Source organism: Brevibacterium sp. NPDC049920, assembly GCF_040656435.1.
Taxonomy (GTDB): domain Bacteria; phylum Actinomycetota; class Actinomycetes; order Actinomycetales; family Brevibacteriaceae; genus Brevibacterium; species Brevibacterium pityocampae.
Map to the genome: position 1 here is coordinate 1 of NZ_JBFAMF010000009.1, position 23,974 is coordinate 23,974.

Genomic DNA, 23,974 nt, shown 5'->3' on the forward strand with positions numbered 1-23,974 from the left:
ACGGAGTTCTTGGGGGTATTTCGACGGGGCCATCAGAGAATCGATGTCCTTTCAGGATGTTTGGCTTACCCTCAATCAAACCAAGGACGATTCAGTGCAGGTCCGTGGCGGGCATGGTGTGGCAGGTGGTGATGGGGGTGTTGTCGATGGTGCAGGCGCGGGCGGCTGAGTTCAGGCGGGTGCCGGCACAGCCGGGGCAGGGCCCGGTGGTGGCGGCGAGCTCGAGGGCCTCGCGCAGGCGTGGTTTGAGCGCGGCGGGGTCCTTGGACAGGTACAGGCGGGTGATCTTGGTCAGGACTCCTTCGTAGGCCATGGGGTAGGTGCCGGTGTCGACGTTGGGTCCGGTGCCGGTCAGGAGGTGCTCGAGCTCGGCCGGGGTGTACGACTGCACCGGCTTGTCGTTGTCGAACGCCCCGCTGCGGGCGTACACCTTCCAGAACAGGGACCCGACGGTGAAGTTGGGGAAGGTGATCGCGCCATCGTTCAATGACAGGGATCGGTCCAGGACGAGATCGACGTCGAGGGTGGCGGTGCGCCCGGTGCCTTCGCAGGCCGGGCACATCCCGGTGGCAGCGTTGAAGGACAGCGCGTGGGGACCGGGCACCGGCGGGGTGCCGTGCCCGGCGTAGAGCTGGCGCAGCAGGGACCAGGCATCGGTCGCGGTCCCGACGGTGGAGCGGGGGTTGGCGCCCAGGGGAGCCTGGTCAACGACGATCGAGGCGCTGAGACCTTCGAGGGTGTCGACGTCGGGGCGCGGCAGGTGGGGCATGAGGTTCTGGACGAAGGCCGGGTAGGTCGCGGCGAGGAGCCGCTGGGACTCAGCTGCGATGGTGTCGAAGGCCAGGGAGGACTTGCCTGACCCCGAGACCCCGGTCACCACGGTGAGCTGCTTCTTCGGGATGTCGACGTCGACGTCGCGCAGATTGTTCGTGCGGGCGCCGCGCACCCTGATGACGTCGCGGTTCGACACGGGCTGCTCCTGGTGGTGGGTCGTGGAGGTCATCGGTTCAGTCCTGGTGGGGCGCTGCGGTCTTGGGCAGGGCGAGCATCGCGACAGCCGCAAGCAGGTAGGTGGCGACCTGCCAGGGCATCACCTGGGCCAATGCGTCGCCGAACAGCTCGGCCGGCGCGGTCGCGGGGCCGGCGCTCGAGGCGGCGTTGAAGAAGACGGTGCCCAGGACGGCGACGCCGACTGCACCGCCGATCTGGTTGATGGTGGACAGCACGCCGCCGGCGGCGCCGGCGCGGCGGCCGGGAACCCCGGCCAGGACGACGTTGACCAGGATCGGGGCGCCAAGTCCCAGGCCGAGGCCGCCGAGGAACATAGCGCCGGCCAGGGGCCAGTAGCCGGGGGTGGTGGAACCGTCGCGGACGAGCCACCACAGCAGCGCCTGCGACGCGGCCAGGGTCAGGGACCCGGTCAAGAGCAGGGCCCGCCCGGCCCTCGCGGCCAGGGCGACACCCGCACCGGAGGTGAGCATCGACCCGATGGCGTACGGCAGGATCACCAGACCCGTGTCCCAGGCCGAGCGACCGGTTCCGGCCTGCAGGTAGATCGACACGACGAGGAAGAACGAGGCCAGGCCACCGAAGAACAGCACCGACGCGGCCAGGCCCGCGACGAACGGGCGGACCCTGAGCAGGTCGGGGTCGAGCACCGGCTCCCCGCCGCGGCGCGCGAGGGCGCTCTCGTAGCGCAGGAACCCGGCCAGCACGAGCACCCCGGCGGCGAGCAGAGCCCATCCCCACGTGGGCCAGCCCCAGTCGCGGCCCTGGACGAGGGGCAGCAGCACCAGCAACACCCCGACGGCGGCAAGGAGCGCACCGACTCCGTCCAGGTGAGAGCGGGCGGCAGCGCGGGAGTCGGGTAGGACCCACCAACCCATGACGAGAGCGACCAAGGCGACGGGGATGTTGATCCAGAAGATCGTGCGCCAGCCCAGGCCCCACAGGTCGGCGTCGACCAGCGCTCCGCCGATCAGGGGTCCGGCGACCGAGGCCAGCCCCTGGACGGCGCCGTAGGCCCCGAAGGCCTTGGCCATGGCCGCCGGCTCAAAGGAGGAGCGGATGATCCCGAAGACCTGCGGGACCATGAACCCGCCCGCGAGTCCCTGGACCGCCCGAACGGCGATGAGCGCGCCTGCGGTCGGGGCCAGGGCGCACGCTGCGGACGCGACGGCGAAGGCCGCCAAGGCGGCCAGGAACACCCGGCGCCGTCCGTAGTCGTCGCCGATGCGGCCACCGGTGATCAGGCCCGAGCCCAGCGCGAGGGTGTACGCGGCGAGCATCCACTGCAGCTGCGCTGGCGAGGCGTTCAGATCTGCCGCGATGTCCGGGGCCGCGACCGTGACGATGGTGACGTCGAGCAGGTCCATGAAGGAGGCGAACAGCACGACCAGCAGCGCGAGCGATGCAGCCCGGCCGCCGACCCGAGCATCCGCGGCGGTGTCTTGAGGAGAAGTCATGGACTCATCGTGACGCCGGTTCAGGACACAGAATGACCGCAACTCGCGCCATGCTGGTGGAATGGCCGATACTTCCGCCCGCCTCCTGCGGCTGCTGTCCCTGCTCGAGGCGCGCGTCGCTTGGCCCGGTGGCGACCTCGCCGAGCGGCTCGGTGTGTCGGCGCGGACGGTGCGCCGGGACATCGACACGCTGCGCGAGCTCGGCTACCCCGTAGAAGCCGTCACCGGCCCCGGTGGTGGCTACCGGCTCGGCGCCGCCGGCAAGCTCCCGCCCCTGGTGCTGGACGACGACCAGGCCATCGCCATCGCGCTGGCCCTGCAGACCGCACCAGCGACCGTGACCGGAATCGACGACGCCGTCGCCCGAGCGCTGACGACCCTGCGCCAGGTCATGCCCGCACGCCTTCGCGCCGCCAGCGAAGCCTTCGAGGTCACCGCACTGCGCAACTACTGGGAATTCTCGGCGCCACCCATCGACGTCGCGACGCTGCAGGCCGTTGGGTCCGCGATCCGCACGAGCTCGTGCCTGCGGTTCGACTACGCAGACCCCGACGGGCGGGTCCCCGGGCCGGGCGACGCCGACTTCCGCCCGCCCCATGACGTCGAGCCCCATCACCTCGTCGTGTGGGCCGGCCGCTGGTACCTCGTCGCCCGCAACCGCGGCACCTGGGGCACCTACCGGGTCGACCGCATCCGCCCCAAGACCCCCGCCGGGGGCCCCTTCACCCCCGCCCCGCTCGACGCCGAAGACCTGAACCGGCTCGTCGTGCGGAACCCAGAACGAGGCGACACCCCCGGCCAGTGGCAGTGCGTCGGCGCCGCAACCCTCGCACTGCCCGCCGACGTCGTCGCCCGCTGGGCCCCAGGCGGGTCAGTCGTCGCCCCCATCGACCGCCACTCCTGCCGGCTGACGATCGGGGGGTGGTCCTGGGCCGGAGTAGCCGGTCTGTTCATCACCTTCGACGCCGACCTCACGGATGTCGAGCCGGCCGAACTAGGCGACGCCTTCGCCGCCATCCGGCGACGCCTGGAACCGGCCCCGCCAGCGGCGCTACGCCCATGACGCCAACACTGACAGGCACATACCTGGCACGGAGGGCCCGGGGTTCTTCGCATCCTTCTGCATGAGGACATGGCTGGCTGGCGCAGGGCCGGTCAATCAACGTCCCCGGTCAGTACAGCAGGTGGGTGTGCCGTCGGCGCCGACGGTGACCTCGGCGACGAGGCCCGCGCGGTCGTACCGGGACCACGCCCGGTTGGCCCCGGCCACCGCGGCGAGCGCGAGCTCGCGCAGCACCGCCGAGGCGCCCGCCGGGATCCGCGGCTCCGGCGCCCGGAACGGCACGAGGGTCTGCACGGCGGTCGTCATGACGGCAGCCCCGCGCCGGCCCCGGAGTCTCCCGCCGGCTGCGGCTCCCCGGCCTTGAAGGTCGCGACGACGTGCGGCCAGCCGCCGCGCGCATCGCTGACGAACGCGAAGTCGGCGAGCTGCCCGGCGGCGATGGTGCCGCGGTCGGCGAGCCCGGCGACCCGGGCGGGTCCGGCGGTGATGAGGCCGATCGCCTGCGGCAGGTCCATGATCCCCTCGTCGACGAGCGTGCGCACCCCGCCGAGCAGGGCGGCCGGCAGGTAGTCCGAGGCGAGCGCGTCGGCGAGGCCGAGCGCGGCGAGCTCGCCGGCGGACACGTTCCCGGAGTGGGAGCGGCCGCGCAGCGCGTTCGGGGCGCCGGCGACGATCGGCATCCCGCGCTCGCGGGCGCGGCGGGCGGCCTCGACGGTCGTCGGGAACTCCGCGACGGACCCGCCGCGCTCTGCGAGCTCGTCGATCGCCTGCGCGGTGTCCGGGTCGTGCCCGAGCAGCCGGATCCGCCCGGCGGCGGCGAGCTCGGACAGCCACGCGAAGTGCTTCTGCCGCACGGCCTCCCCCTCCCGGCCCTCGGCGACGAGGCGGTCGAGCTGCGCGTCGGCCTCCTCCTCGCTCAGCCCGTCGGCGAAGATCATGTAGTCCTTGAGCTTCGTCGGGTCGGCGTACTGGCCCTGCCCCGGTGTGTGGTCCTCGTGGGACACGAGCGGCACCGGGCAGCCGGCGGGCAATGCGGCGAGCCTGTCGGCGAGCGCCTGCGCCCCGGCCTCGGAGAGGATGTCGAGGCGGTGGAGGATCCGGTGCTCGACCCGGCTCGAGCGCTCGGCGTCGACGGCCGCGCAGAGCTCGAGCGCCCGCGACACGGAGCGGGCGACCCCGCGGGCCATCTGGTGCTGGAAGCCCGCTGCGCGGTGTCCGCGATGCCCGGACCGGTGAGGCGGAGCACGAGGGCCCCGACCGGATCCTCGGTGCGGTCAGTCCGGTCGGCGTAGTCGGTGCGCTCGGCGTGGTCCGTGCGGTCGGCGGAGCGCCCGGTGACCGAGGTGCCGGCCGTGCCGAGGTGGGTGACCCGCTGGACGAGCAGCGCGGCCCGGTGCGGGGCGGCGGCAGTGCTGCGGTTGAGCTCGGCGAGCGCCGCGGGGGCCATGAGGTCGGCCAGTGCGAGGAGCGGGGCGAGGGCGACGGGCGCCTCGGCGCGGGTGACGGCGGCGGTCCACTCCGGCGCCCAGGTGCCCACGGTGCCCGGGCGGGCGAGCACGTCGAGGCAGGTGCGGAAGATCCGCTGGGAGTGGGCGGGGGTGAGTGCGGTGAGGCGGGGGGTGAGCGTGGCGGTCATGCGATCTCCTCGAATTCGACGATCGTCGGGGTCAGGCGCTCCCATTCGGCGGCCCGCTCGGCGCGCAGGTGCTCGTCGGTGGCAAGCGCGAGCTCGATGATGTCCGCGGTCCGGCCCCCGCCGCGGAGCACCTCGGCGTCGAGGTCGCCGGCGATGAACCGCTGGGAGGCGATGGGTTCGCGGACCTGCCCGACGAGGACACCGGTGGAGGGGGGTGATCTGGAAGGCGGGGGCCGGGGCGGCGTGCCCCTGGGCCGGGTTCTGGGCCGAGGTGGCGGCGAGGTCCTGCTCGGCCGGCACGATCTCGGCGAGGATCGCCCCGGCGAGTACGCGCAGACGCTCAGGGTCGGCGAGCGTGAGCAGGCCGGCTTCCCTGCACCGCGGAGTTCGACAGGTGGGCCTGTCGGCGAGGACCGGAGTGGCCCGTGACACAATGGCACAATGTCCCAGGAGACCGAATCCGCGCCCGACAGCCACTCCGCCGGGTCCGCGCGCGCCGCCGACACAGGCGAGCGCTCCGCGGACACCGACCGGCCGGACAGCGGCGACCGACTCGACGGCGTCGGTCACCCGGACCGCACCTCGCAGTCGGGCATTGCAGTGCAGCTCGGCAGTGCCGCGCAGCCGGACCGCACCGCGCAGTCGAGCGACCGCTCCGCCGGGTCCCGCAGCGGCGACAGCCCCGACCTCGATCCGGCGCGTCGGCTAGCGGGCCTCCACACCGCTCGCCCGCGCGCGGACCTCGAATCCTTCGCCTCGCCGTTCCGCGAGTTCGACCGGGAGTCGTGGTCGAAGCTCGCGGAGACCATGCCGCTGCCGCTCACCGCGCAGGACATCGAGCGGCTCCGCGGCCTCGGCGAGACGATCGACCTCGACGAGGTCGCCACGATCTACCTCCCGGTCTCCCGCCTCCTCAACCTCTACGTCTCCGCACGAGGTCAGAAGCACGAGGCGACCCGTGAGTTCTTCGCCCCCCTCCGCGCCGATGGCCGGGACCCGGCACCGCGGCGCACGCCGTTCGTCATCGGCGTCGCCGGCTCCGTGGCGGTGGGCAAGTCGACGACGGCGCGCGTGCTGCGCGAGATGCTCGCCCGCTGGCCCGACACCCCGCGCGTCGAGCTCCTCACCACCGACGGCTTCCTGTTCCCCAACGCAGAGCTCGAGCGCCGCGGGCTCAGCGGCCGCAAGGGCTTCCCGGAGTCCTACGACCGCCGCGCGCTGCTCCGCTTCCTGTCCGCGGTGAAGTCCGGGGCGCCCGAGGTGCGGGCACCGGTCTACTCCCACCACACCTACGACATCGTGCCCGGCGCGCAGATCACCGTGCGCTCCCCCGACGTCCTCATCGTCGAGGGCCTCAACGTCCTGCAGCCGGCGCGCCCCCGCCCCGACGGCCGGGTAGGCATGTCGGTGAGCGACTACTTCGACTTCTCGATCTACGTCGACGCACGGACCTCGGACATCCGCGACTGGTACATCGCGCGCTTCATGAAGCTCAAGCACGGCGCGTTCCAGGACCCCGACTCGTACTTCCACCGCTACAGCCGGCTGAGCGAGGAGGAGGGGCGGACCCTCGCCGGGGAGATCTGGGGCTCGATCAACGCCCCGAACCTCCGGGAGAACGTGCTGCCCAGCCGCGGCCGCGCCGACCTCATCATGCACAAGGCCGCCGACCACGAGATCCGCCGGATCCGCCTCCGCAAGCTCTGAGCACCCCCGCACGCGAGCCGCGGCACCCCGTCCGACGACCGCCGCCCGGTTCCGGGGCCGCTCCAGTGCGGTCTGCCCGGTCCGGGCGCTATCCAGTGCGTTCTGCCCGTTCCAGGCGCACCCCAGTGCGGTTCTCTGACTGCGGGGTCACCTCAGTGCGGATACCCGCCGGTATCCGCACTGAAGCGGCTCCGGAACTACGGCGCGTGGACGGCCGGACACCTCTCTGGTGCCCGGTTCCGGAGCGCCTGCCGCCGCGGTGCACAGCACCGACACGCACAGTGCCGAGGTATGCAGTGCCGAGGTATGCAGTGCCGAGGTGTGCAGTGCTGACGAGTGCAAATCCATCGAGCGCAACCCATCGAGCACAGTGCAGTCCAGCACAGCCCGGGCAGTCGAGCACAGTGCAGTCGAGCACAGCCCGGGGAACAAATCCGCGGAGCCGCCGGTTGATACCGATGTCGTGCTCGGCCCGCCGCGAGTCCAGCCTCGCACGCCGGCCGTCCCGCCACGGGTCGCGCCGCCCGGCGGGCCGCGCGCCACACCCCCGGCACCAGCACCTTCGGAGCCATCAGCCCCGGCACCAGCACGTCCGGAGCCGGCAGCCGCGGGACCAGCACTTTCGGCACCGGCATTCCCGGCCTCGGTACTCCCAGCGCCGGAACCGCGACACCCGGCGCCACCGACTCCCCTCTGCACCCCAGGAGGCTCCTATGAGCATGCCCTCGACGCATATGATCATGCGCCGCACCATCGGGTCCCATTCGACCTCGGCCAAGGGGTCGGGGAAGATCTCGCGCGCCACCGTGCGCCGGATCTTCCGCTTCGCCTCCCGCCACCGCGCCAAGCTCATCGGCTTCCTCGCGGTGTCCGTCCTCGTCTCCGTCATCGGCGTCATCACCCCGATCCTCGCCGGCGACGTCGTCAACGCGATCACCGGCGGCGGCCCGATCTCGGTGATCATGTGGATCGCGATCGCGATGGCCGGCCTGGCGATCCTCGACGCCGGCCTCAGCCTCGTCAACCGCTACCTGTCCTCCCGTGTGGGCGAGGGCCTGATCTTCGACCTCCGCACTGCGGTGTTCGACCACGTGCAGACCCTGCCGATCGCGTTCTTCAACCGGACCCGCACCGGCGCACTCGTGTCCCGTCTCAACACCGACGTCATCGGCGCCCAGCGCGCCTTCTCCAACACGCTCTCCGGAGTCGTGTCGAACGTCGTGTCCCTCGTCCTCACCGTCGGCGTCATGGTGACGATCTCCTGGCAGGTCACCCTGCTCTCCGTCCTCCTCCTGCCGATCTTCCTCGTCCCCGCCCGGATGCTCGGCGGGAAGCTCGCCCTCCTCCAGCACGAGGCGGCGAACCACAACGCCGCGATGTCGACGCGCATGACGGAGCGGTTCTCCGCCGGCGGCGCCACCCTCGTCAAGCTGTTCGGGAAGCCGGACACCGAGTCCCGCGAGTTCGCCGACCGCGCCGGCCGGGTGCGCGACATCGGGGTGCGCACCGCGATGCTCCAGACGACCTTCGTCACCGCGCTCACCCTCGTGTCCGCGCTCGCGCTCGCGCTCGTCTACGGCCTCGGCGGCATCCAGGCGGTGCTCGGCAACCTCAACGCCGGTCAGGTCGTCACCCTCGCGATGCTGCTGACCCGCCTCTACACCCCGCTCACCATGCTCGCCAACGCGCGGATGGACATCATGAGCGCGATCGTGAGCTTCGAGCGGGTGTTCGAGGTGCTCGACCTCAGGCCGCTGCTCACCGAGGCGGCGGAGCCGCAGTCGCTCGACCCGGGCCCGGTCGCCGTGACCTACCGCGACGTCCGCTTCGCCTACCCGTCCGCCGCCGAGGTGTCGCTGGCCAGCCTCGAGGACGTGTCCGTGCTCGACCACCGGGCCGGCACCGAGGTGCTCCACGGGATCGACTTCACCGTGTCACCGGGGTCCACGGTGGCGCTGGTCGGCAGCTCCGGGGCCGGCAAGTCGACGATCGCCTCGTTGCTGCCCCGCCTCTACGACGTCACCGGCGGTGCGGTGCTCATCGGCGGGACCGATGTGCGGGACCTGAGCTTCGACACCCTCAAGCGGACCGTGGGCATGGTGACCCAGGACGGGCACCTCTTCCACGAGTCGATCCGCGACAACCTGCTCCTCGCCCGGGCCGACGCCACCGAGTCCGAGCTCGCCGACGCGATCCGGCGTGCCCGACTCGAGGAGGTCATCGCCGAGCTCCCCGACGGCATCGACACGGTGATCGGCGAGCGCGGCTACCGGCTGTCCGGCGGCGAGCGCCAGCGCCTCACCATCGCCCGGCTGCTCCTCGCCGCTCCCCCGGTGGTCGTCCTCGACGAGGCGACCTCAGCGCTCGACTCGACGAACGAGGCGGCGATCCAGCAGGCGCTCGCCGAGGCGATGGAGGGCCGCACCGCGCTCGTCATCGCCCACCGGCTGTCGACCGTCCGCAGCGCGGACGAGATCCTCGTCATCGAGGGCGGGCGGATCGCCGAGCGCGGCACCCACGAGCAGCTGCTCGCCGCCGGCGGACGCTACGCCGAGCTCTACGAGACCCAGTTCGCCTCCCAGGAGTGAGCCCCGGGTGGGTGCCGGCGCGGCCCCGGCATCCCGTGTCCGGGCGGTGAGGGCGCGGGGATAGAGTGGACGCCGGGTCCCGCCCGCGCACAGCGCGCTCGCGGGCACCTGCCCGCCGCGGCCCACCGCTCACCCCTTTCCGTGCCCGAGGAGCCTCATGCCCGCCACCCCGACCCGCCCCGCGTCCACGCCGGAGGAGCGGCAGAGCGTGCGCGCGACCCTGCGCCGGCCGGCCTGGCTCCGGACCGAGGTGCTCGGAGGGCTCGTCGTCGCCCTCGCACTCATCCCGGAGGCGATCGCCTTCTCGATCATCGCCGGGGTCGACCCGCGGGTGGGCCTGTTCGCCTCCTTCACCATGGCGGTGACGACCGCGATCCTCGGCGGCCGGCCGGCGATGATCTCCGCGGCCACCGGCGCCGTCGCACTCGTCATCGCGCCCCTCGTCGCCTCGCACGGGATGGACTACTTCATCGCCTGCGTGCTGCTCGCCGGGGTGTTCCAGATCCTCCTCGCCGTCCTCGGCGCCGCCCGCCTCATGCGCTTCATCCCGCGCTCGGTCATGGTCGGCTTCGTCAACGCGCTCGCGATCCTCATCTTCATCGCCCAGGTGCCCGAGCTGCTCGGCGTCCCCTGGCTCGTCTACCCGCTGTTCGCCCTCGCACTGCTCATCGTGTTCCTCCTGCCGCGCTTCACCGCGATCGTGCCCGCGCCCCTCGTCGCGATCGTCGTGCTCACCGGGCTCGTCCTCACCTTCGGCTGGGACGTCCCCGACGTCGGCGACAAGGGCGAGCTGCCGGACTCGCTGCCGACGCTGTTCGTCCCCGAGGTGCCGCTGAATCTCGAGACCCTGCAGATCATCGCGCCCTACGCGCTCGCGATGGCGCTCGTCGGGCTCATGGAGTCGCTCATGACGGCGAAGCTCGTCGACGACATCACCGACACCCGCTCGGACAAGACCCGTGAGTCCTGGGGGCAGGGCGTGGCGAACATCGTCACCGGTGCGTTCGGCGGGATGGGCGGCTGCGCGATGATCGGGCAGACGATGATCAACGTCCGCGCCTCCGGGGCGCGCACCCGGATCTCGACGTTCTGCGCGGGCGTCTTCCTGCTCGTCCTCGTCGTCGCGCTCGGTGACGTCGTCGCGCTCATCCCGATGGCCGCGCTCGTCGCGATCATGGTCTTCGTGTCCTGGGCGACCTTCGACTGGCACTCGATCGATCCGCGCACCCTGCGCCGGATGCCCAAGTCGGAGACCGCGGTCATGCTCGTCACCGTCGTCGCCACCGTGTGGACGCACAACCTCGCGATCGGGTGGTGCTCGGCGTGGTCGTCGCGATGATCGCCTTCGCCAACCGGGTCGCCCACCTCGTGCGCGTCGACCGGGAGCTCGCCGAGGTCAACGGGGTCCCGACTGCGACGTACACCGTCGAGGGCGAGCTGTTCTTCGCCTCCTCGAACGATCTCTACACGATGTTCGACTACGCCGAGGATCCCGCCCGCGTCGTCATCGACCTCACCCGGTCCCACCTGTGGGACGCCTCGACGATCGCCGCCCTCGATTCGGTGACGACGAAGTACGAGGAGCGCGGGACCGAGGTCACCGTCGTCGGGCTCAACGCGGCGAGCCGGCGCATGCGGGAGACGATGTCGGGGATGCTCAACACCTGAGCCGGCCACATGACTGAGCCCGCGGCTGAGCATGCGGCCGGTCACTCTGCGAGGAGCGGCGGCGCGCGGTGACCCGATGCGTGGTCCCGCCCCGGCCGCCTGCGCGGGCGGGCGCGCGCCGGTGGTCCGCGCCTCAGCGCAGCAGGCGGGCCACGGCGGCCAGCAGTGCCGCGGCGGGCAGGCACACGAGGAGCAGCCCGATGAGGAGGACGAGCGAGACCGGCTGGGTGATGATCACCGCGACGACGTAGACGACGATCGGCATGGTGAGTGCGACGAAGCCGACGAGCGGCCAGGTGCGCACCGGCCTGCGGTCACGCTGCGCGGCGGAGGTCTCCGAGCGCCAGGCGAGCGCCCCGACGAGGAGGTTCCCGAGCGTCGCGATCCCGCCCATGACGAGGACGAGGAGCGTGGCGTCGGCGAACCAGCCGAGCACGAACGGCAGGCCGTCGGCGAGTCCGACGAGCAGCGTGAGTCCGGCGACGAGCAGGGTCGCCACGGCGGTGAGGGCGCCTGCGATCCGGCCGACGCGCGCCGGCCGGGCGAGCGGACGGCCGGTCCGCCCGGCCCCGTCGCCCGGCATCCCGGGATCGGACGCGCCGTCGCCGGCTGCACCGGGATCGGGCGCGCTCGCCGGGTCCCTCGTCATCATGCGCCCCTCAGAGTGCCAGTTCGTCGCGGACCACGGAGGCGAGCCGTTCGGCCTGGGCCTGGGCGGTCTCCTCGGTCTCGGCCTCGACCATGACACGGATGAGCGGTTCGGTGCCCGAGGCCCGCAGCAGCACCCGGCCGGTGCGCCCGAGCTCGGATTCGACGGCGGACACCTCGGCGGCGACGACCGGATGGTCGGTGTTCGTCTTGTCGACGCCCTTGACGTTGATGAGCACCTGCGGGAGGCGCGGGATCTCCGCGGCGAGGTCCGCGAGCGAGCGGCGGGTGCGGGCCATCCGGTCCATGAGGTGGAGGGCGGTCTGCACACCGTCGCCGGTGGTGCCGTGATCGAGCATGAGCAGGTGCCCGGACTGCTCGCCGCCCAGGGTGTAGCCCTCGGCGAGCATCTTCTCGAGCACGTAGCGGTCCCCGACCTTCGTCTGCACGGTGGCGATCCCGGCCTTCTCCATCGCCAGGCGCAGCCCGAGGTTCGACATCACCGTGGTGACGAGGGTCTCCCGGGCGAGCGTGCCGTCTTCGTGGAGGCCGAGGGCGAGGATGCCCATGATCTGGTCGCCGTCGACCACGCGGCCGAGCGCATCGACGGCGAGGCAGCGGTCGGCGTCGCCGTCGAACGCCACGCCGAGGTCGGCGTTGTGCTCGGTCACGGCCTCGGCGAGGCCGGCGATGTGGGTCGAGCCCACCCCGTCGTTGATGTTGTAGCCGTCGGGCTCGGCGGCGGTGACGATGACCTCGGCCCCGCCCTGGCGCAGCGCGGCCGGGCCGACGACGCTCGCCGCGCCGTGGGCGCAGTCGACGACGACGGTGAGCCCGGACAGGGGCGCCTCGCGGTCGCCGTTGAGTCGGTCGACGAGGTATTCGACGTATTCGTCGACGGCGGCGGGGAAGCGGGAGATCCGGCCCACCGCGGCACCGGTCGGGCGGTCCCAGTCCTGGCCGAGGAGCTCGGTGATCCGGTCCTCGAGCGCGTCGTCGAGCTTGGTGCCCCCGCGGGCGAAGAATTTGATGCCGTTGTCCGGCATCGGGTTGTGCGAGGCGGAGAGGACGACGCCGAAGTCCGCGCCGGAGTTCTTCACCACGTGCGCCACACCCGGGGTGGGCAGCTCGCCGGCGAGCAGCACGTCGACCCCGGCGGCGGCGATGCCGGCGGCGACGGCCGAGGCGAGGAACTCGCCCGAGGCGCGGGTGTCGCGCCCGACGATCGCGAAGGGCCGCGGATCGCCCTCACGGGCGGGTCCGGCGAGCACGCGCGCACCGGCCTCGGCGAGGTCGAGCGCGAGCGCGGCGGTGATGTCGGTGTTCGCGAGGCCGCGGACACCATCGGTTCCGAAGAGACGGGACATGGGTTCCTCATTGTCGGTCGGGATACAGGCGGTTCGGGTGCGCCGGCCCGGGCGGTGCCGGGCGGTGGAGCACCTGCCCGGTCGTGCGCCGGCGGGAATCGCTGCCGGTACCGGGTCCGGATACGACTCAAGCCCTCGGACGCGGGGTCCGAGGGCTTGAGCGCGGTCAGGCCGGGGTGGGCGCAGACACCGGAAGTGCGATCAGCGCTTCGAGAACTGCGGCGCCTTGCGGGCCTTCTTGAGTCCGGCCTTCTTGCGCTCCGGGACGCGGGCGTCACGGGTGAGGAAGCCGGCCTTCTTGAGCTCGGCGCGGTTGTTGTCGCGGTCGATCTCGTTGAGCGAGCGAGCGATGCCCAGGCGCACGGCACCGGCCTGACCCGAAGGCCCGCCGCCCTTGATGCGCACGTGGACGTCGAAGCGGCCCTCGAGGTCGAGCAGGCGGAAGGGCTCGTTGACGAGCTGCTGGTGCAGCTTGTTCGGGAAGTAGGTCTCCAGGTCGCGGCCGTTGATCAGCCACTCGCCGGTGCCGGGCACCAGGCGGACGCGGGCGATGGCCTGCTTGCGACGACCCACGGCGGCACCGGGGGCGGTCAGGGACTGGCCCCGGCCACCGGCCACGGCTTCGCCCAGACCGGCCGAAGCCGGGGTCTCGGTGGAATATTCGGTCAGTTCGACATCATTGGTGGTATCAGCCACGGTTCTCCTCGGTAAGTTCGTTGCTGCCGGGGCGCTTACTGCGCGACCTGGCTGATCTCGTACGGCTGCGGATTCTGCGAGGCGTGCGGGTGCTCGGCACCCGCGTACACCTTGAGCTTCCGCATCTGGGCACGACCGAGGCGGGTCTTGGGGACCATGCCGGCGACGGCCTTCTCGACAGCGCGCTCGGGATCCTTGGCCAGGAGCTCGGAGTAGCTGATGCTCTTGATGCCGCCCGGGTAGCCCGAGTGGCGCCAGGCGCGCTTCTTCTCGAGCTTCGCGCCGGTCAGCGCAACCTTGTCGGCGTTGATGATGATCACGAAATCACCCGAGTCGACATTCGGTGCAAAAGTCACCTTGTGCTTGCCGCGCAGCAGCTTCGCAGTCTGCGAGGCAAGCCGACCGAGGACGACGTCAGTGGCGTCGATGACGTGCCACTGGCGCTGAACATCGCCGGGCTTGGGGGTGTACGTACGCAAAGTAGCCTTCTTTTCGTCTATGGATAGCAGCGGCAGGTTCGCATCTCCACAAGGCCGTGATCACGGGAGATGCGCACCGCTCTTCGGTGCTCGGTACGACCGACCACGGCTGACCCGACCCCACCTGCCTGCAACGCGAATAGAGGCTTCTGAGGGGAGCGTGAGAGGACGTACGCAACGACCGACAAATCTACCTCGGCCAGCCGCGTCCACGCAAATGCTCAGGTGGGTCTCGGTAGAATCGACAGGTGATGCGGACACTGCCGAGGAGCTCCCCCGGTGCCCGCCGGAGCGTCGGCACCCGACCCCGGCGGGCACTTCTCGCGACGCTGCTCGCGCTGCTCGCCGCCGCCGCCGCACTCCTCGGCTCTCCCGGGGCGGCCCACGCCTCGGGCGTCGCTTCGGGAGCCGGCGCTGGCCCGGGCGAGGGCGTCTCCCTCGCCTCCGATACCCCGGGGTCCGGCGCCACTTCCGCTCCTGCTGCTGAGTCCCTCGTCATCATCGGCGCCTCCGGCCTGACCTTCGACGACATCGATCCCGAGGCGACCCCGCAGCTCGCGGCCTTCGCCGAGGACGCCGCGCTCGCCAACCTCAGCGTCCGCAGCCTCGCCGCCGCGACCTGCCCCGCCTCGGGCTGGCTCACCCTGGGCTCCGGCGCCCGCGCGGGTGCCGTCGACCTGCCCGATGTGGCCGCCGAGGAGGCCGAGCCGCTCCCTCCGCCGCCCGGACCGGCCGGCTACCCCGTCGTCGAGCCCGATGAGCCCGAGCCCACGCTGGCGCCCGAGGCGAAGGCCCAGCCGACGAACTACGTCCGGGTCCCGCCCCGGCCGGCGGCCGCCTGCCCGGAGATCCGCACCCCGGTGGCCGCCGACGCCCTCGCCGCGGCGGAGGACTCCAGCTCCCCGGACCCGCTCGCCCTCACCGAGCCCGAGGCGCCCGTCGAGGACGCGGTGATCCCGGAGTTCGACCGCATCGCCACCGTCAACGCCGCCTCCGGCTACACCGCCGACCTCGGCGCGCTCGCGGCCCAGGTGCGCGACTCCGGCGGGTGCACGCAGGCGATCGGCCGCGGCGCCGGGTACGCCGTCGCCGGGCCGGAGGGCACGGTCGAGCGCTGGGGGCCCGGCGGCACCCCGCTCGAGGGCTGCGTGCTCACGCTCATCGACGTCGGCGCGGTCGGCGACCCCGGCTGGATCCCGCAGGAGACCGCGCTCGACGGGGCGAGCCAGCTCGCGCGCATCGACCAGCGGATCGGCATGTACCTCGAGGACATCGACCTCGAGACCACCGACGTCGTCATCGCCGGGGTGGGCGACACCTCGAGCCCCTCCCGGCTGCGCGCGCTGCTCGCCGCCGGCCCGAGCTACGAGGCCGGCATCCTCACGAGCTCCTCGACCCGCCAGTCCGGCACCGCCCAGCTCAGCGACGTCGCCTCGGCCGCCCTCACCCGGGTGGCCGGCCAGGAGGCCCCGCCGGAGGCCGCCGACGCCGCCTGGAGCGTCGCACCCGGCGAGGGATCAGCGGCCGAGCGCCTCGACACCCTGCGCGCCTCGGCGGCGGAGGCGGCCACGGTCCACGAGCACGCGCAGACCTTCTCCGTGCTCCTCGACGTCCTCCACTACCTCCTGTTCTTCGCTCTCGGAGGGCTGCTCCTCGTCACCCTCCACGAACGCCTGGGCCGAGCGGGCAGCGCGCGCGTGCACCGGATCCTCGGCTGGGTGGGACTCGGCCTCGCGGTGATCCCCATGGGCTCGTTCCTCGCCGGGCTGCTCCCCTGGGCGCGCTTCGGATCACCGGCCGCCGGGCTCGGCCTGGCGGTGCTCGCCGGGTCCGCCGCGCTCCTCGCGATCGCCGTCGCCGGCCCGTGGCGGCGCACCTTCGCCGGGCGGGTCGCCGCGGTGTCCGTCACCACCGCGGTCGTGCTCGCCGTCGACATCGCGCTCGGCTCCACGCTCCAGTTCAACGCGCTCATGGGCTACAACCCGATCGTCGCCGGGCGCTTCTACGGGCTCGGCAACCAGGGCGCGGCGCTCTTCATCGTCGCGGTGTTCCTCGGCCTGGCGATCGTCTCCCGCCGGCTGCTCGCGCGCGGCCGGCGCGGCTGGGCGATCGCGCTCGTCGCGCTCGTCGGACTCGCCTCGGTCGCCACGCTCGGCAATCCGGCGTGGGGGGCGAAGTTCGGCGGGACGATCGCCACGCTCGCCGGCTTCCTCGTCCTCCTCGCGCTGCTCCTCGGGATCCGCCTCAACCTGTGGCGCCTCGCCCTCATCGGCGCGGTGTCGCTCGCCGCGATCCTCGGCATCGCCGGCCTCGACTACCTGCGGCCCCCAGCGGCGCGCTCCCACTTCGGCGCCTTCTTCGGTCAGATTCTCGACGGCCAGCTGTTCACGGTGATCGGCCGGAAGCTCGCGGCGAACCTCAACATCATGGTCATCAACCCCGCGCTGGCGGTCATCGTGCCGCTCGCGGTCGTCGCGATCCTGTTCTTCCTCGCCTACCTCGCCCGGTTCGCCCCCACCCGCCGCCTCACCCGGCCCTGGGCGGGGCGGCTTCCCGAGGTGCTCGCGGACCCCACGCTGCACGCCGGCTTCCTGGCCGTCGCCGTCGGACTCGCGGTGGGCGGGGCGATCACCGATTCGGGCATCGCGGTCCCGGCCACCGGCGCGATGATGTTCCTCCCGCTGCTCCTCGCGCTGTGCGCCGACACCGTGCCGGGCCGGGGCCGGGGCCGGGGCCGGGGCCGGGGCCGGGGCCGGGGCCGGGAGGACGGTCAGGCCGGTGAGGCCCGTCGCGCGGCGGGCGCCGGGCCTGCGGGTGCCGGGCCCGCGGGTGCCGAAGATGCGGGCGGCGGGCCGGCGGGTGCCGCCGGCACTGCCGGCCTGCGGGGCACCTCGGGCTCCGGCTCGCAGGGTGCCTCGGGGGGACGCGCATGATCCGTCGCCTGCTCCTCGTCCTCCTCGCCACCTGCGCGCTCGTCACCGGGATGCCGTGGGCCGCGGCGCCCGCGTCTCCCGGGCCCTCGGTGCCCATCGGTGCCGCTGCCTCAGCAGCCGGGGCCCAGGGATCCGCTGCCTCGACAGCCGGAGTCCCGGGGTCGGCATCGGCCGGGTCCGCGCTCGGTGGGACGCCCGCGCACGCGATCCCCCCGGTCGTCGCCGGACCGACGGTGTTCGTCGGGGTGAGCGGCCTGACCTTCGAACAGATCGACCCGTACCACACCCCGCACCTGTGGTCGCTCGTCGAGGACGGCGCGATCGGCACGATGACGCCGCGCAGCGTCCGCTCGACGAGCTGCCCGGTCGACGGTTGGCTGGCGATCGGCTCGGGGCGGCGCGCAGCCGACGAGGCCCACCGCATCTGCCGCGACCCCGGCGAGCCCGTCGAGTCGTGGGTGCCCGACTGGGCCGTCTACCGCCTCCAGGCCGAGCAGGACAACTACGACGCCCCGCTCGGCACCCTGCACGAGGCGATCGCGGACGTCCACGCGATCGGCCCGGGCGCGGCGATCGCCGCCGCCGGCGCCGACGGCCGGGTCGATTCCTACGCCCCGGTATCCGAGGACCTCGCCGCACAGGTCGGGGAATCCGCCGCGGAGCACCCGCTCACCGTACTCGACCTCGGCAACACCCAGGAGCCCGGGTACTCGCTCATCGCGCTCGATGCGCAGATCGGCGAGGTGCGCGAGGCGCTCGCCCACACCCCCGAGCCCGGTGCCCGCCCCGCCGACGGCGCCCCCACGCTCATCGTCGCCTCGATCTCCGACGGCTGGTCCGAGTCGAGCGCGATGCAGTTCTCCGCCGTCGTCGGCCCCTTCCACGACTCCGGTGTGCTCACCTCGACCTCGACCCAGCAGCCCGGCCTCGTGCAGACCACCGACATCCTCCCCACCCTGGTCCGCCACGCCCCGGCCGTGCCGGAGCGCAACTTCGCCGGTGCCCCGCTCGAGGAGACCGGATCCGACGCCGAGGCGCCCGCCCGGTACCAGCAGATGCTCGACCGGCAGGTCGCAGTGGCCACGCAGGCCGCACTGTCGGTGTGGTTCTTCCCGGTCATGGCGTCGATCCTCGCTGTGCTCCTCGTCATCGCGGTGCTCGTGGGCCGGCGCGACATGGATCGGGTGCGGGGCCCGCTGCGCGGCCTGGGCCTGTTCTTCGCGGCGCTGCCGGTGTCGACCTACCTCGTCAACCTCGTCCCCTGGGAGCGCTCGACGAGCCCGGACGTCGCGATGCTCGCCGCGCTCGCCGGCTGGGCGCTCGCGCTCACGCTCCTCGGGCTGCTGGGGCCGTGGCGGCACCGGGTGCTCGGTCCGATCACCGTCATCGCCGCCGCCACCGTGCTCGTCCTCGCCGCCGACGTCATCGCCGGATCGCCCCTGCAGATGTCGACGCTGCTCGGGGAGCCGCTGCTCATCGCCTCGCGCTTCTACGGCATCGGCAACTCCGCGCTCGCGCTGTTCTGCACCGCGCTCGTGTTCCTCCTCGGCGTCGTGTGCCAGGCGATCGGCAATCGCTGGGTGCGGCTGACGACGGTGCTCGTCACGACGCTCGCCGCCTGCATCCTGCTCGCCACCCCCGGTCTGGGGACGAAGTTCGGCTCCGTGCCCACGCTCATCATCGGCCTCGCGGTGCTCGCCCTCGCCGCCGCCGGGGTCCGCCTGTCGATCAAGCGGCTGCTCCTCATCACCGGGGCGGCCGGGCTCGCCATGCTGCTCGTGCTCGTGCTCGACTGGCTGCGGCCGGCCGAGCAGCGCACACACTTCGGCCGGTTCTTCGACTCGATCCTCAGCGGGGAGGCCGGCGCGGTGCTCATGCGCAAGATCGGGATGAACATCGACATCCTCACGCAGAGCTGGATGACGCTGCTGCTGCCGGTGATCATCGCCGGGGTGTTCTGGGTGATCCTCAGCCCGCGCCGCGTCTCCGTCCCGCATCTGCCCGAGCTGTACCGGCGGTATCCGATGATGCGCGCCGCGATGGCCTCGCTCGCGGTGCTCCTGGCGGTGGGTACGGTGATCAACGACTCCGGCATCGTCGTGCCGGCCGTCGGCATCCTCTTCATCATCCCCGCGTTCGCCCACCTCGTCGGCCAGGCCGAGGCGGAAGCGATCCGCACCGAACGATCCGGCGGGCGCGAGGAGCACTGACCTCGGCCTTTCCCCCGCCGATGCAACTCTTTCTGCAAACTGCACCTGTCTCTCCGGTCGGTCGGCCCCGATGCGACTGAATTCAGCCGCCCGGAGCAGAAACACCCGCATCGGCGGGTGAGCGCCCCGAGCAGGAACGGCTGCATCGCCAGGTGAGCAGCGCCGAGGCTCGGGGGCCGGGCCGGATCGCGCGGGCGGTCCGGGCGAGCTCCATCGCCGAACGACTCCGGCCCCCTCCCGACCGTGTGGGTCGGGAGGGGGCCGGAACTGCAGTGCCCGGTTCGGTGGCCGGCGTACAGCTGACGCATGCGGCCGTCGGCCTGCGCTGTGCAGCCGGGCCGTTCAGCTGGATCAGCCTGTGCCGTTCAGCCGGACCGGATCAACCGAGCCGGATCAGCCGGTGCGGATCACTGTGCGGTCTTCCTCCGCACTGCCACGACGGCTGCCGATCCTGCGATGAGGAGCACGAGCGCTGCGGCGAGCGCGCCGGCGATCTCGGATCCGGTGCGGGGCAGCGATCCGTCGGCGCGGTCGTCGCGACCGTCGTCCTGACCGCCGCGCCCGTCGTCACCGCCGTTGCCGCCGTCACCGCGGCCGTCGTCGCCGCCGGGGCCGGGAGCCGGGTCGCTCGGCCGCGGGCTCTCGCTCCCGTCGTCGTTCCCGTCGTCCTCGTTCCCGTCGTCGCTGCCGTTGTCGTCGTCACCGGGGGCGTCGTCCTCGGTCACCCGGTAGGCGGCCTCGGCCGAGTGGACGAGCGGCATCGGGTTGTCGTCCCACCACTCCGACGCCGGGTCGGCGGTGATCCGTGCGGTGAAGGTGTGCTCGCCCGGCTCTCCCCCGCTCAGCGAGAACGGGATCTCCGCGCCCGCCGGGAGCTCGGTGACGAGCGCGGTGTTCGGCTGCTCGCCGGCGCGCTCGCCGAAGTCGGCGGTCACGCCCTCGGGCAGGGACAGGGTGATGAGGAACGGCCCTTCGACAGCCTCGGTGTTCGTCGACTCGATGACGTACTCACCGGAGTCGTCATCGGAGTAGCTGATGCCGACCTCCGCGGTGCCGTTGTGCACGATGTCGAGCGCGGCGTCGGCCTGACGCTCGTCGGTGTCCGGGCCGATCGGTGAGTTCTCGTTGAAGTAGCGCTCCCACAGCTCGAAGTCGGTGAGTCCCGACTGCTCGAAGGTGCCGCCAGTGAACGAGGTGAAGTTGTCGCCGCCGGCGGCGAGGAAGCTCAGCGTCGCGACACGGTACTCCGCGTTCGGATCGATCTCCTCGCCGTCGACCAGCACCGAGAGCACCCGCTCGCCGCGGGGCGCCTCGGAGTCGTAGACCACGTCGAGCTCATCGGAGATGCCGAGGTGGAGGAACGGACGCGAGGCGCCCTCGGGCTGCCACTGCTCCTCGAACAGGCCGATGACGTCCGAGCCCGCGAGCGTCACGACGCCGTGGTCGTTGGCGAAGGGCAGCACTTGGTTGAGCTCGCCGACGGTGACCTCGCAGCGCTCCTCGCTGCCGAACTGGTCGTCGCATTTGAGGTCGGTCCGCAGGCCGCCGGGGTTGGTGATGCCGAAGTCGGCCGGGGCGAGCTGCGAGTACCCGGTGCCCTGGGCGAGTGCGTCGGCGACGAGGTTGCCGAGCGTCGACTCCGCACCGCGGTCCTCACGGCCCTCCTCGGTGAAGGCGCGGGTGATGTCCTCGGTGATGGAGCCGGCGACTTCGGAGCCGATCTCCTTCGACTTCGCGACGGCCTCGTCGATGATCCGCTGGGCCTCATCGACGACCGGGGAGTCGTGGGTGACGTCCTCGGTGGGCAGGATCTCCTGCGTGTCGACGGTCCAGGTGCCGTCCCCGGTCGAGGTGAGGACGAGCTGTCCGACCGCCTCGCCGTAGTAGCCGGACTGGAGCAGCGGGCGGGTGCGCTCGGTGCCGGGCACGGGCGCCTCGAACGCGAAATCGGTGTGGGAGTGGCCGAAGAACATCGCGTCGACCGACTCGTGGCCCTCGGTGGCGAGCGTGCCGAACTCGGAGTTCGAGGCGACGGCCGCATCGAGGGACGAGGTGTCGCTCGGGCCGAGGTGCGCCTGCACGACGGTGAGGTCGGGGCGCTCGGCCTCCGGCAGCTCCTCGAGCTCGCCGGCCACGCGGTCGACGGCGGCGGTGGGGTCGCCGAAGTCGAGTCCGGCGATCCCGTCGGGGCTGACGAGGGACTCGGTGTCCTCGGTGACGACGCCGATGACCGCCACGCGCACGCCCTCGACGTCGAGCATCGTGTGGGACTCGAGGCCCGGGGCCACGTCCTGCGTGCCCTCGGTGTAGACGTTCGCAGCGAGGTGCGGGAAGTCCGCGGTGTCGCTCACGCGGCCGGTGAGGTCGTCGATCCCGCGGTCGTACTCGTGGTTGCCGGTCGCGGTCGCGTCGAGGCCGATCGCGTTGAGGAACTCGAGCGTCGGGGTGTCCTGCTGGGAGGACGACTCGTAGGTCGAGGCGCCGATGTTGTCGCCGGTCGACAGCAGCGCGGTCCCGATGTCCGCGTGGGCGGCCCGCTCGCGCTCGACGACCGAGGCGACGTTCGCGCCGGTGCTGTCGAGGCGGCCGTGGAAATCGGTGATGCCGAGGAGCTGGATCTGCGTGCCGGCGGGTGCCTCTGCGAGCACGGGGACTGCTCCGAGCGGCAGGACGAGGCCGGCGGCCGCGGCGGTGCCGACCGCGAGCCGAGCGGTGATGCGTCTGGTCATGTGGTGTCTGCTTCCGGTATCCGGCCCGCGCGGTGGCACACGGGCGAACGAACGTCAGGTCTGCATCCACTCTGCCCCACATCCGGCCGGGCGATCGGAAAAACTGTATGAATTGCACATGAAACACGGAGGATCGGATGTCGGCACGCATAGCGCTGGACCGGCAGACGTGGGCCGGGCAGAACCGGCGGTCAGGTGCGGCGCGCGCGGGTGCGCTCGGCCCGGGCGGCCCATTCCCCGGCCGGCGGGTAGCCGACCTCCTCGAGGACGAGGCCGTGCGGGGGCATGACGAACATCGGGCCGAGGTCGGTCTGCCCGGCATCGGCTCGCGCGAGGAGCTCCGCCGGCCGGGTCTCCGGCCAGGACCCGGAGCCGACCTTGACGAGTCCGCCGACGAGCGCGCGCACCATGTGGTGGCAGAACGCGTCGGCGCGCAGGCCGATGACGATCACCCCGTCCGGGTCGCGCGTCAGGTCGAGGGCGAGGAGCGTGCGCACCGTCGTCGCGTCCGGGCGCGGCCGGCAGAACGGGAGGAAGTCGTGGAGGCCGAGCAGCTCCGCGGCCGCCCGGGCCATCGCCGCCTCGTCGAGGGTGCCGCGGTGGGCGACGGTGGTGTCGAGCGCGAGCGGGTCGTGGAAGGAGCGGTCGTCGGCCAGACGGTAGGTGTAGGCGCGCCAGGTCGCGGCGAACCGGGCATCGAAGTCGGCGGGCACCTCGGCCGCGGTGTGGACGACGACGTCGGGGCAGGCGAGGTGTCGCAGCGCGCCGCGCAGCCGGCTGGCGAGCGCGACCCCGGTGGGCCGGTCGGAGCGGCCCCGGAGGCGCACGAGCGCGGGGTCCGTGAGGTCGAGGTGGACGGTCTGGCGGCGGGCGTGGACCCCGGCATCGGTGCGCCCGGCGACGACGGTGCGGACGGGCTCCCCGCAGACGGTGGCGAGCGCAGCCTCGAGGCTGCCCTGCACCGTGCGCAGGCCCGGCTGGGTCGCCCAGCCGTGGAATCCGGTGCCGCGGTACCCGAGCTCGACCCGGAACCGGGTCACAGCTCCTCGCTGAGCCGACCGGGCCGGTAGTCCTCGTCGATCACCCGCAGCGCGTCCTCGGAGGAGTCGAGCGGGTCGAGGGTGAGGTCGGAGTAGCGGATGGGCTCGCAGGGGCGGAAGAAGCCGCGGAGCGGGGCGGACAGCGGGAGGGCGCGGCGTTCGTGAAAGCGGTCCACGTTGCGATTGTAGTAGCGGGCGGCGGCGGCGATCCTGCCCTCGATCGCGATGATCTGGCTGTAGAGGTAGCGCAGGGTCTCCGTCACGGACTCCTCCTGCGAACCCGGGGGCGGGACCGCGGCGCCGCGGAGCTCGCCGTGCACGGCTGCGGCCAGCCCGGCGGTGGCCTCGGTGAGGGCCTCCTCGGCGGCACCGATCCGGTCGCACTCGCCGGCGTCGAGGCTGCGGCGGGCGGTCGCGAACGCGGTGGTGAGCTCGTCGAGTGCGGGAACGTCCCCGAGGCGCGAGCGGGTCGCCTCGACGAAGGGCGGGATGAGGATGTGCCGGTCGGCGATGTCGGCGGTGAGCTGACGGCGCCCCTCGGCGCACAGGTCGGCCGCGAGGCTGAGCTGGTTGTACCGCAGCAGCAGCCGCACCAGCACCGAGCCCGCCGCCGCGAGACCCGCGACGGCGACCGTGATCATCACCCAATCCACTGCAGTGCTTCCTCATGGTCGTGCTCGACGGGTGCCGCACGGTCGTCACCCTGCGGACCCGGGCGGACCGGTCGTTCTGCTCCGCCGAGCGC

General features: G+C 72.6%; 17 protein-coding genes and 1 pseudogene. 6 read left to right on the plus strand and 12 right to left on the minus strand.

The annotated features are described in order from the left end of the window. Nucleotides 1-91: 91 nt before the first annotated feature. A complete protein-coding gene (locus AB0I45_RS10300) occupies nucleotides 92-1,003 on the minus strand; it encodes a hypothetical protein (protein WP_360318112.1) in 912 nt (303 codons plus the stop codon). A gap of 4 nt (nucleotides 1,004-1,007) precedes the next feature. Then, a complete protein-coding gene (locus tag AB0I45_RS10305) occupies nucleotides 1,008-2,465 on the minus strand; it encodes an MFS transporter (RefSeq protein WP_360318115.1) in 1,458 nt (485 codons plus the stop codon). Between the two features lie 61 nt (nucleotides 2,466-2,526). On the opposite strand from AB0I45_RS10305, the gene AB0I45_RS10310 reads away from it, so the two are divergent. Further along, entirely contained in the window at nucleotides 2,527-3,528 is a 1,002-nt protein-coding gene (locus AB0I45_RS10310) for a WYL domain-containing protein (RefSeq protein WP_360318118.1), read from the plus strand. A 96-nt stretch (nucleotides 3,529-3,624) separates the two neighbouring features. On the opposite strand, the gene AB0I45_RS10315 is transcribed toward AB0I45_RS10310, so the two are convergent. From AB0I45_RS10315 to AB0I45_RS10325, 3 genes are all read right to left on the minus strand, one after another. Then, nucleotides 3,625-3,834, minus strand: coding sequence for a hypothetical protein (locus AB0I45_RS10315; RefSeq protein ID WP_360318121.1), 210 nt, complete (start codon nucleotides 3,832-3,834; stop codon nucleotides 3,625-3,627). Then, the gene (locus AB0I45_RS10320) at nucleotides 3,831-4,715 is read right to left on the minus strand and encodes an amidohydrolase family protein (RefSeq protein WP_360318124.1); all 885 of its coding nucleotides are present in this window, start codon (nucleotides 4,713-4,715) and stop codon (nucleotides 3,831-3,833) included. The genes AB0I45_RS10315 and AB0I45_RS10320 overlap by 4 nt, the downstream gene beginning before the upstream one ends. A 445-nt stretch (nucleotides 4,716-5,160) precedes the next feature. Further along, nucleotides 5,161-5,295 (minus strand): hypothetical protein, encoded by a 135-nt coding sequence (locus AB0I45_RS10325; RefSeq protein WP_360318127.1) that lies wholly within the window; start codon nucleotides 5,293-5,295, stop codon nucleotides 5,161-5,163. Nucleotides 5,296-5,605: 310 nt separating this feature from the next. Here AB0I45_RS10325 and coaA point away from each other — a divergent pair, with 310 nt between their 5' ends. The 3 genes and pseudogenes from coaA to AB0I45_RS10340 all read left to right on the plus strand — a co-directional run bounded on the left by coaA (nucleotide 5,606) and on the right by AB0I45_RS10340 (nucleotide 11,127). Further along, a complete protein-coding gene (coaA, locus tag AB0I45_RS10330) occupies nucleotides 5,606-6,871 on the plus strand; it encodes a type I pantothenate kinase (protein ID WP_247423078.1) in 1,266 nt (421 codons plus the stop codon). A 713-nt stretch (nucleotides 6,872-7,584) separates the two neighbouring features. Next, nucleotides 7,585-9,459, plus strand: a complete 1,875-nt coding sequence (locus AB0I45_RS10335; RefSeq protein ID WP_137319030.1) for an ABC transporter ATP-binding protein — start codon at nucleotides 7,585-7,587, stop codon at nucleotides 9,457-9,459. Between the two features lie 157 nt (nucleotides 9,460-9,616). Continuing rightward, nucleotides 9,617-11,127, plus strand: a pseudogene (locus AB0I45_RS10340) (SulP family inorganic anion transporter). A gap of 133 nt (nucleotides 11,128-11,260) precedes the next feature. Here AB0I45_RS10340 and AB0I45_RS10345 read toward each other — a convergent pair. From AB0I45_RS10345 to rplM, 4 genes are all read right to left on the minus strand, one after another. Then, on the minus strand, nucleotides 11,261-11,779 hold the full coding sequence (locus AB0I45_RS10345; protein WP_360318132.1) for a hypothetical protein: 519 nt from the start codon (nucleotides 11,777-11,779) through the stop codon (nucleotides 11,261-11,263). 7 nt (nucleotides 11,780-11,786) lie between these two features. Further along, the gene (gene glmM / locus AB0I45_RS10350) at nucleotides 11,787-13,142 is read right to left on the minus strand and encodes a phosphoglucosamine mutase (RefSeq protein ID WP_360318135.1); all 1,356 of its coding nucleotides are present in this window, start codon (nucleotides 13,140-13,142) and stop codon (nucleotides 11,787-11,789) included. A gap of 201 nt (nucleotides 13,143-13,343) precedes the next feature. Next, nucleotides 13,344-13,838 (minus strand): 30S ribosomal protein S9, encoded by a 495-nt coding sequence (gene rpsI / locus AB0I45_RS10355; RefSeq protein WP_137319026.1) that lies wholly within the window; start codon nucleotides 13,836-13,838, stop codon nucleotides 13,344-13,346. A gap of 35 nt (nucleotides 13,839-13,873) precedes the next feature. Further along, nucleotides 13,874-14,317 carry a 50S ribosomal protein L13 gene (gene rplM / locus AB0I45_RS10360; RefSeq protein WP_137319025.1) on the minus strand — a complete coding sequence of 148 codons (444 nt, stop codon included), beginning with the start codon at nucleotides 14,315-14,317 and terminating at the stop codon, nucleotides 13,874-13,876. A gap of 251 nt (nucleotides 14,318-14,568) precedes the next feature. On the opposite strand from rplM, the gene AB0I45_RS10365 reads away from it, so the two are divergent. Together AB0I45_RS10365 and AB0I45_RS10370 are read left to right on the plus strand one after the other, a co-directional pair. Next, complete coding sequence (locus AB0I45_RS10365; protein WP_360318140.1) at nucleotides 14,569-17,250, plus strand: hypothetical protein; 2,682 nt, start codon at nucleotides 14,569-14,571, stop codon at nucleotides 17,248-17,250. Beyond that, nucleotides 17,247-19,460 (plus strand): hypothetical protein, encoded by a 2,214-nt coding sequence (locus AB0I45_RS10370; RefSeq protein ID WP_360318143.1) that lies wholly within the window; start codon nucleotides 17,247-17,249, stop codon nucleotides 19,458-19,460. Before AB0I45_RS10365 ends, AB0I45_RS10370 begins: the two co-directional genes overlap by 4 nt. Before the next feature lie 407 nt (nucleotides 19,461-19,867). Here AB0I45_RS10370 and AB0I45_RS10375 read toward each other — a convergent pair whose 3' ends face one another. The 3 genes from AB0I45_RS10375 to AB0I45_RS10385 all read right to left on the minus strand — a co-directional run bounded on the left by AB0I45_RS10375 (nucleotide 19,868) and on the right by AB0I45_RS10385 (nucleotide 23,870). Then, nucleotides 19,868-22,189, minus strand: coding sequence for a bifunctional UDP-sugar hydrolase/5'-nucleotidase (locus AB0I45_RS10375; RefSeq protein ID WP_137319023.1), 2,322 nt, complete (start codon nucleotides 22,187-22,189; stop codon nucleotides 19,868-19,870). Between the two features lie 191 nt (nucleotides 22,190-22,380). Next, entirely contained in the window at nucleotides 22,381-23,229 is an 849-nt protein-coding gene (gene truA, locus AB0I45_RS10380; protein ID WP_360318147.1) for a tRNA pseudouridine(38-40) synthase TruA, read from the minus strand. Continuing rightward, nucleotides 23,226-23,870, minus strand: a complete 645-nt coding sequence (locus tag AB0I45_RS10385; RefSeq protein ID WP_247423097.1) for a hypothetical protein — start codon at nucleotides 23,868-23,870, stop codon at nucleotides 23,226-23,228. The genes truA and AB0I45_RS10385 overlap by 4 nt, the downstream gene beginning before the upstream one ends. Nucleotides 23,871-23,974: the final 104 nt, after the last annotated feature.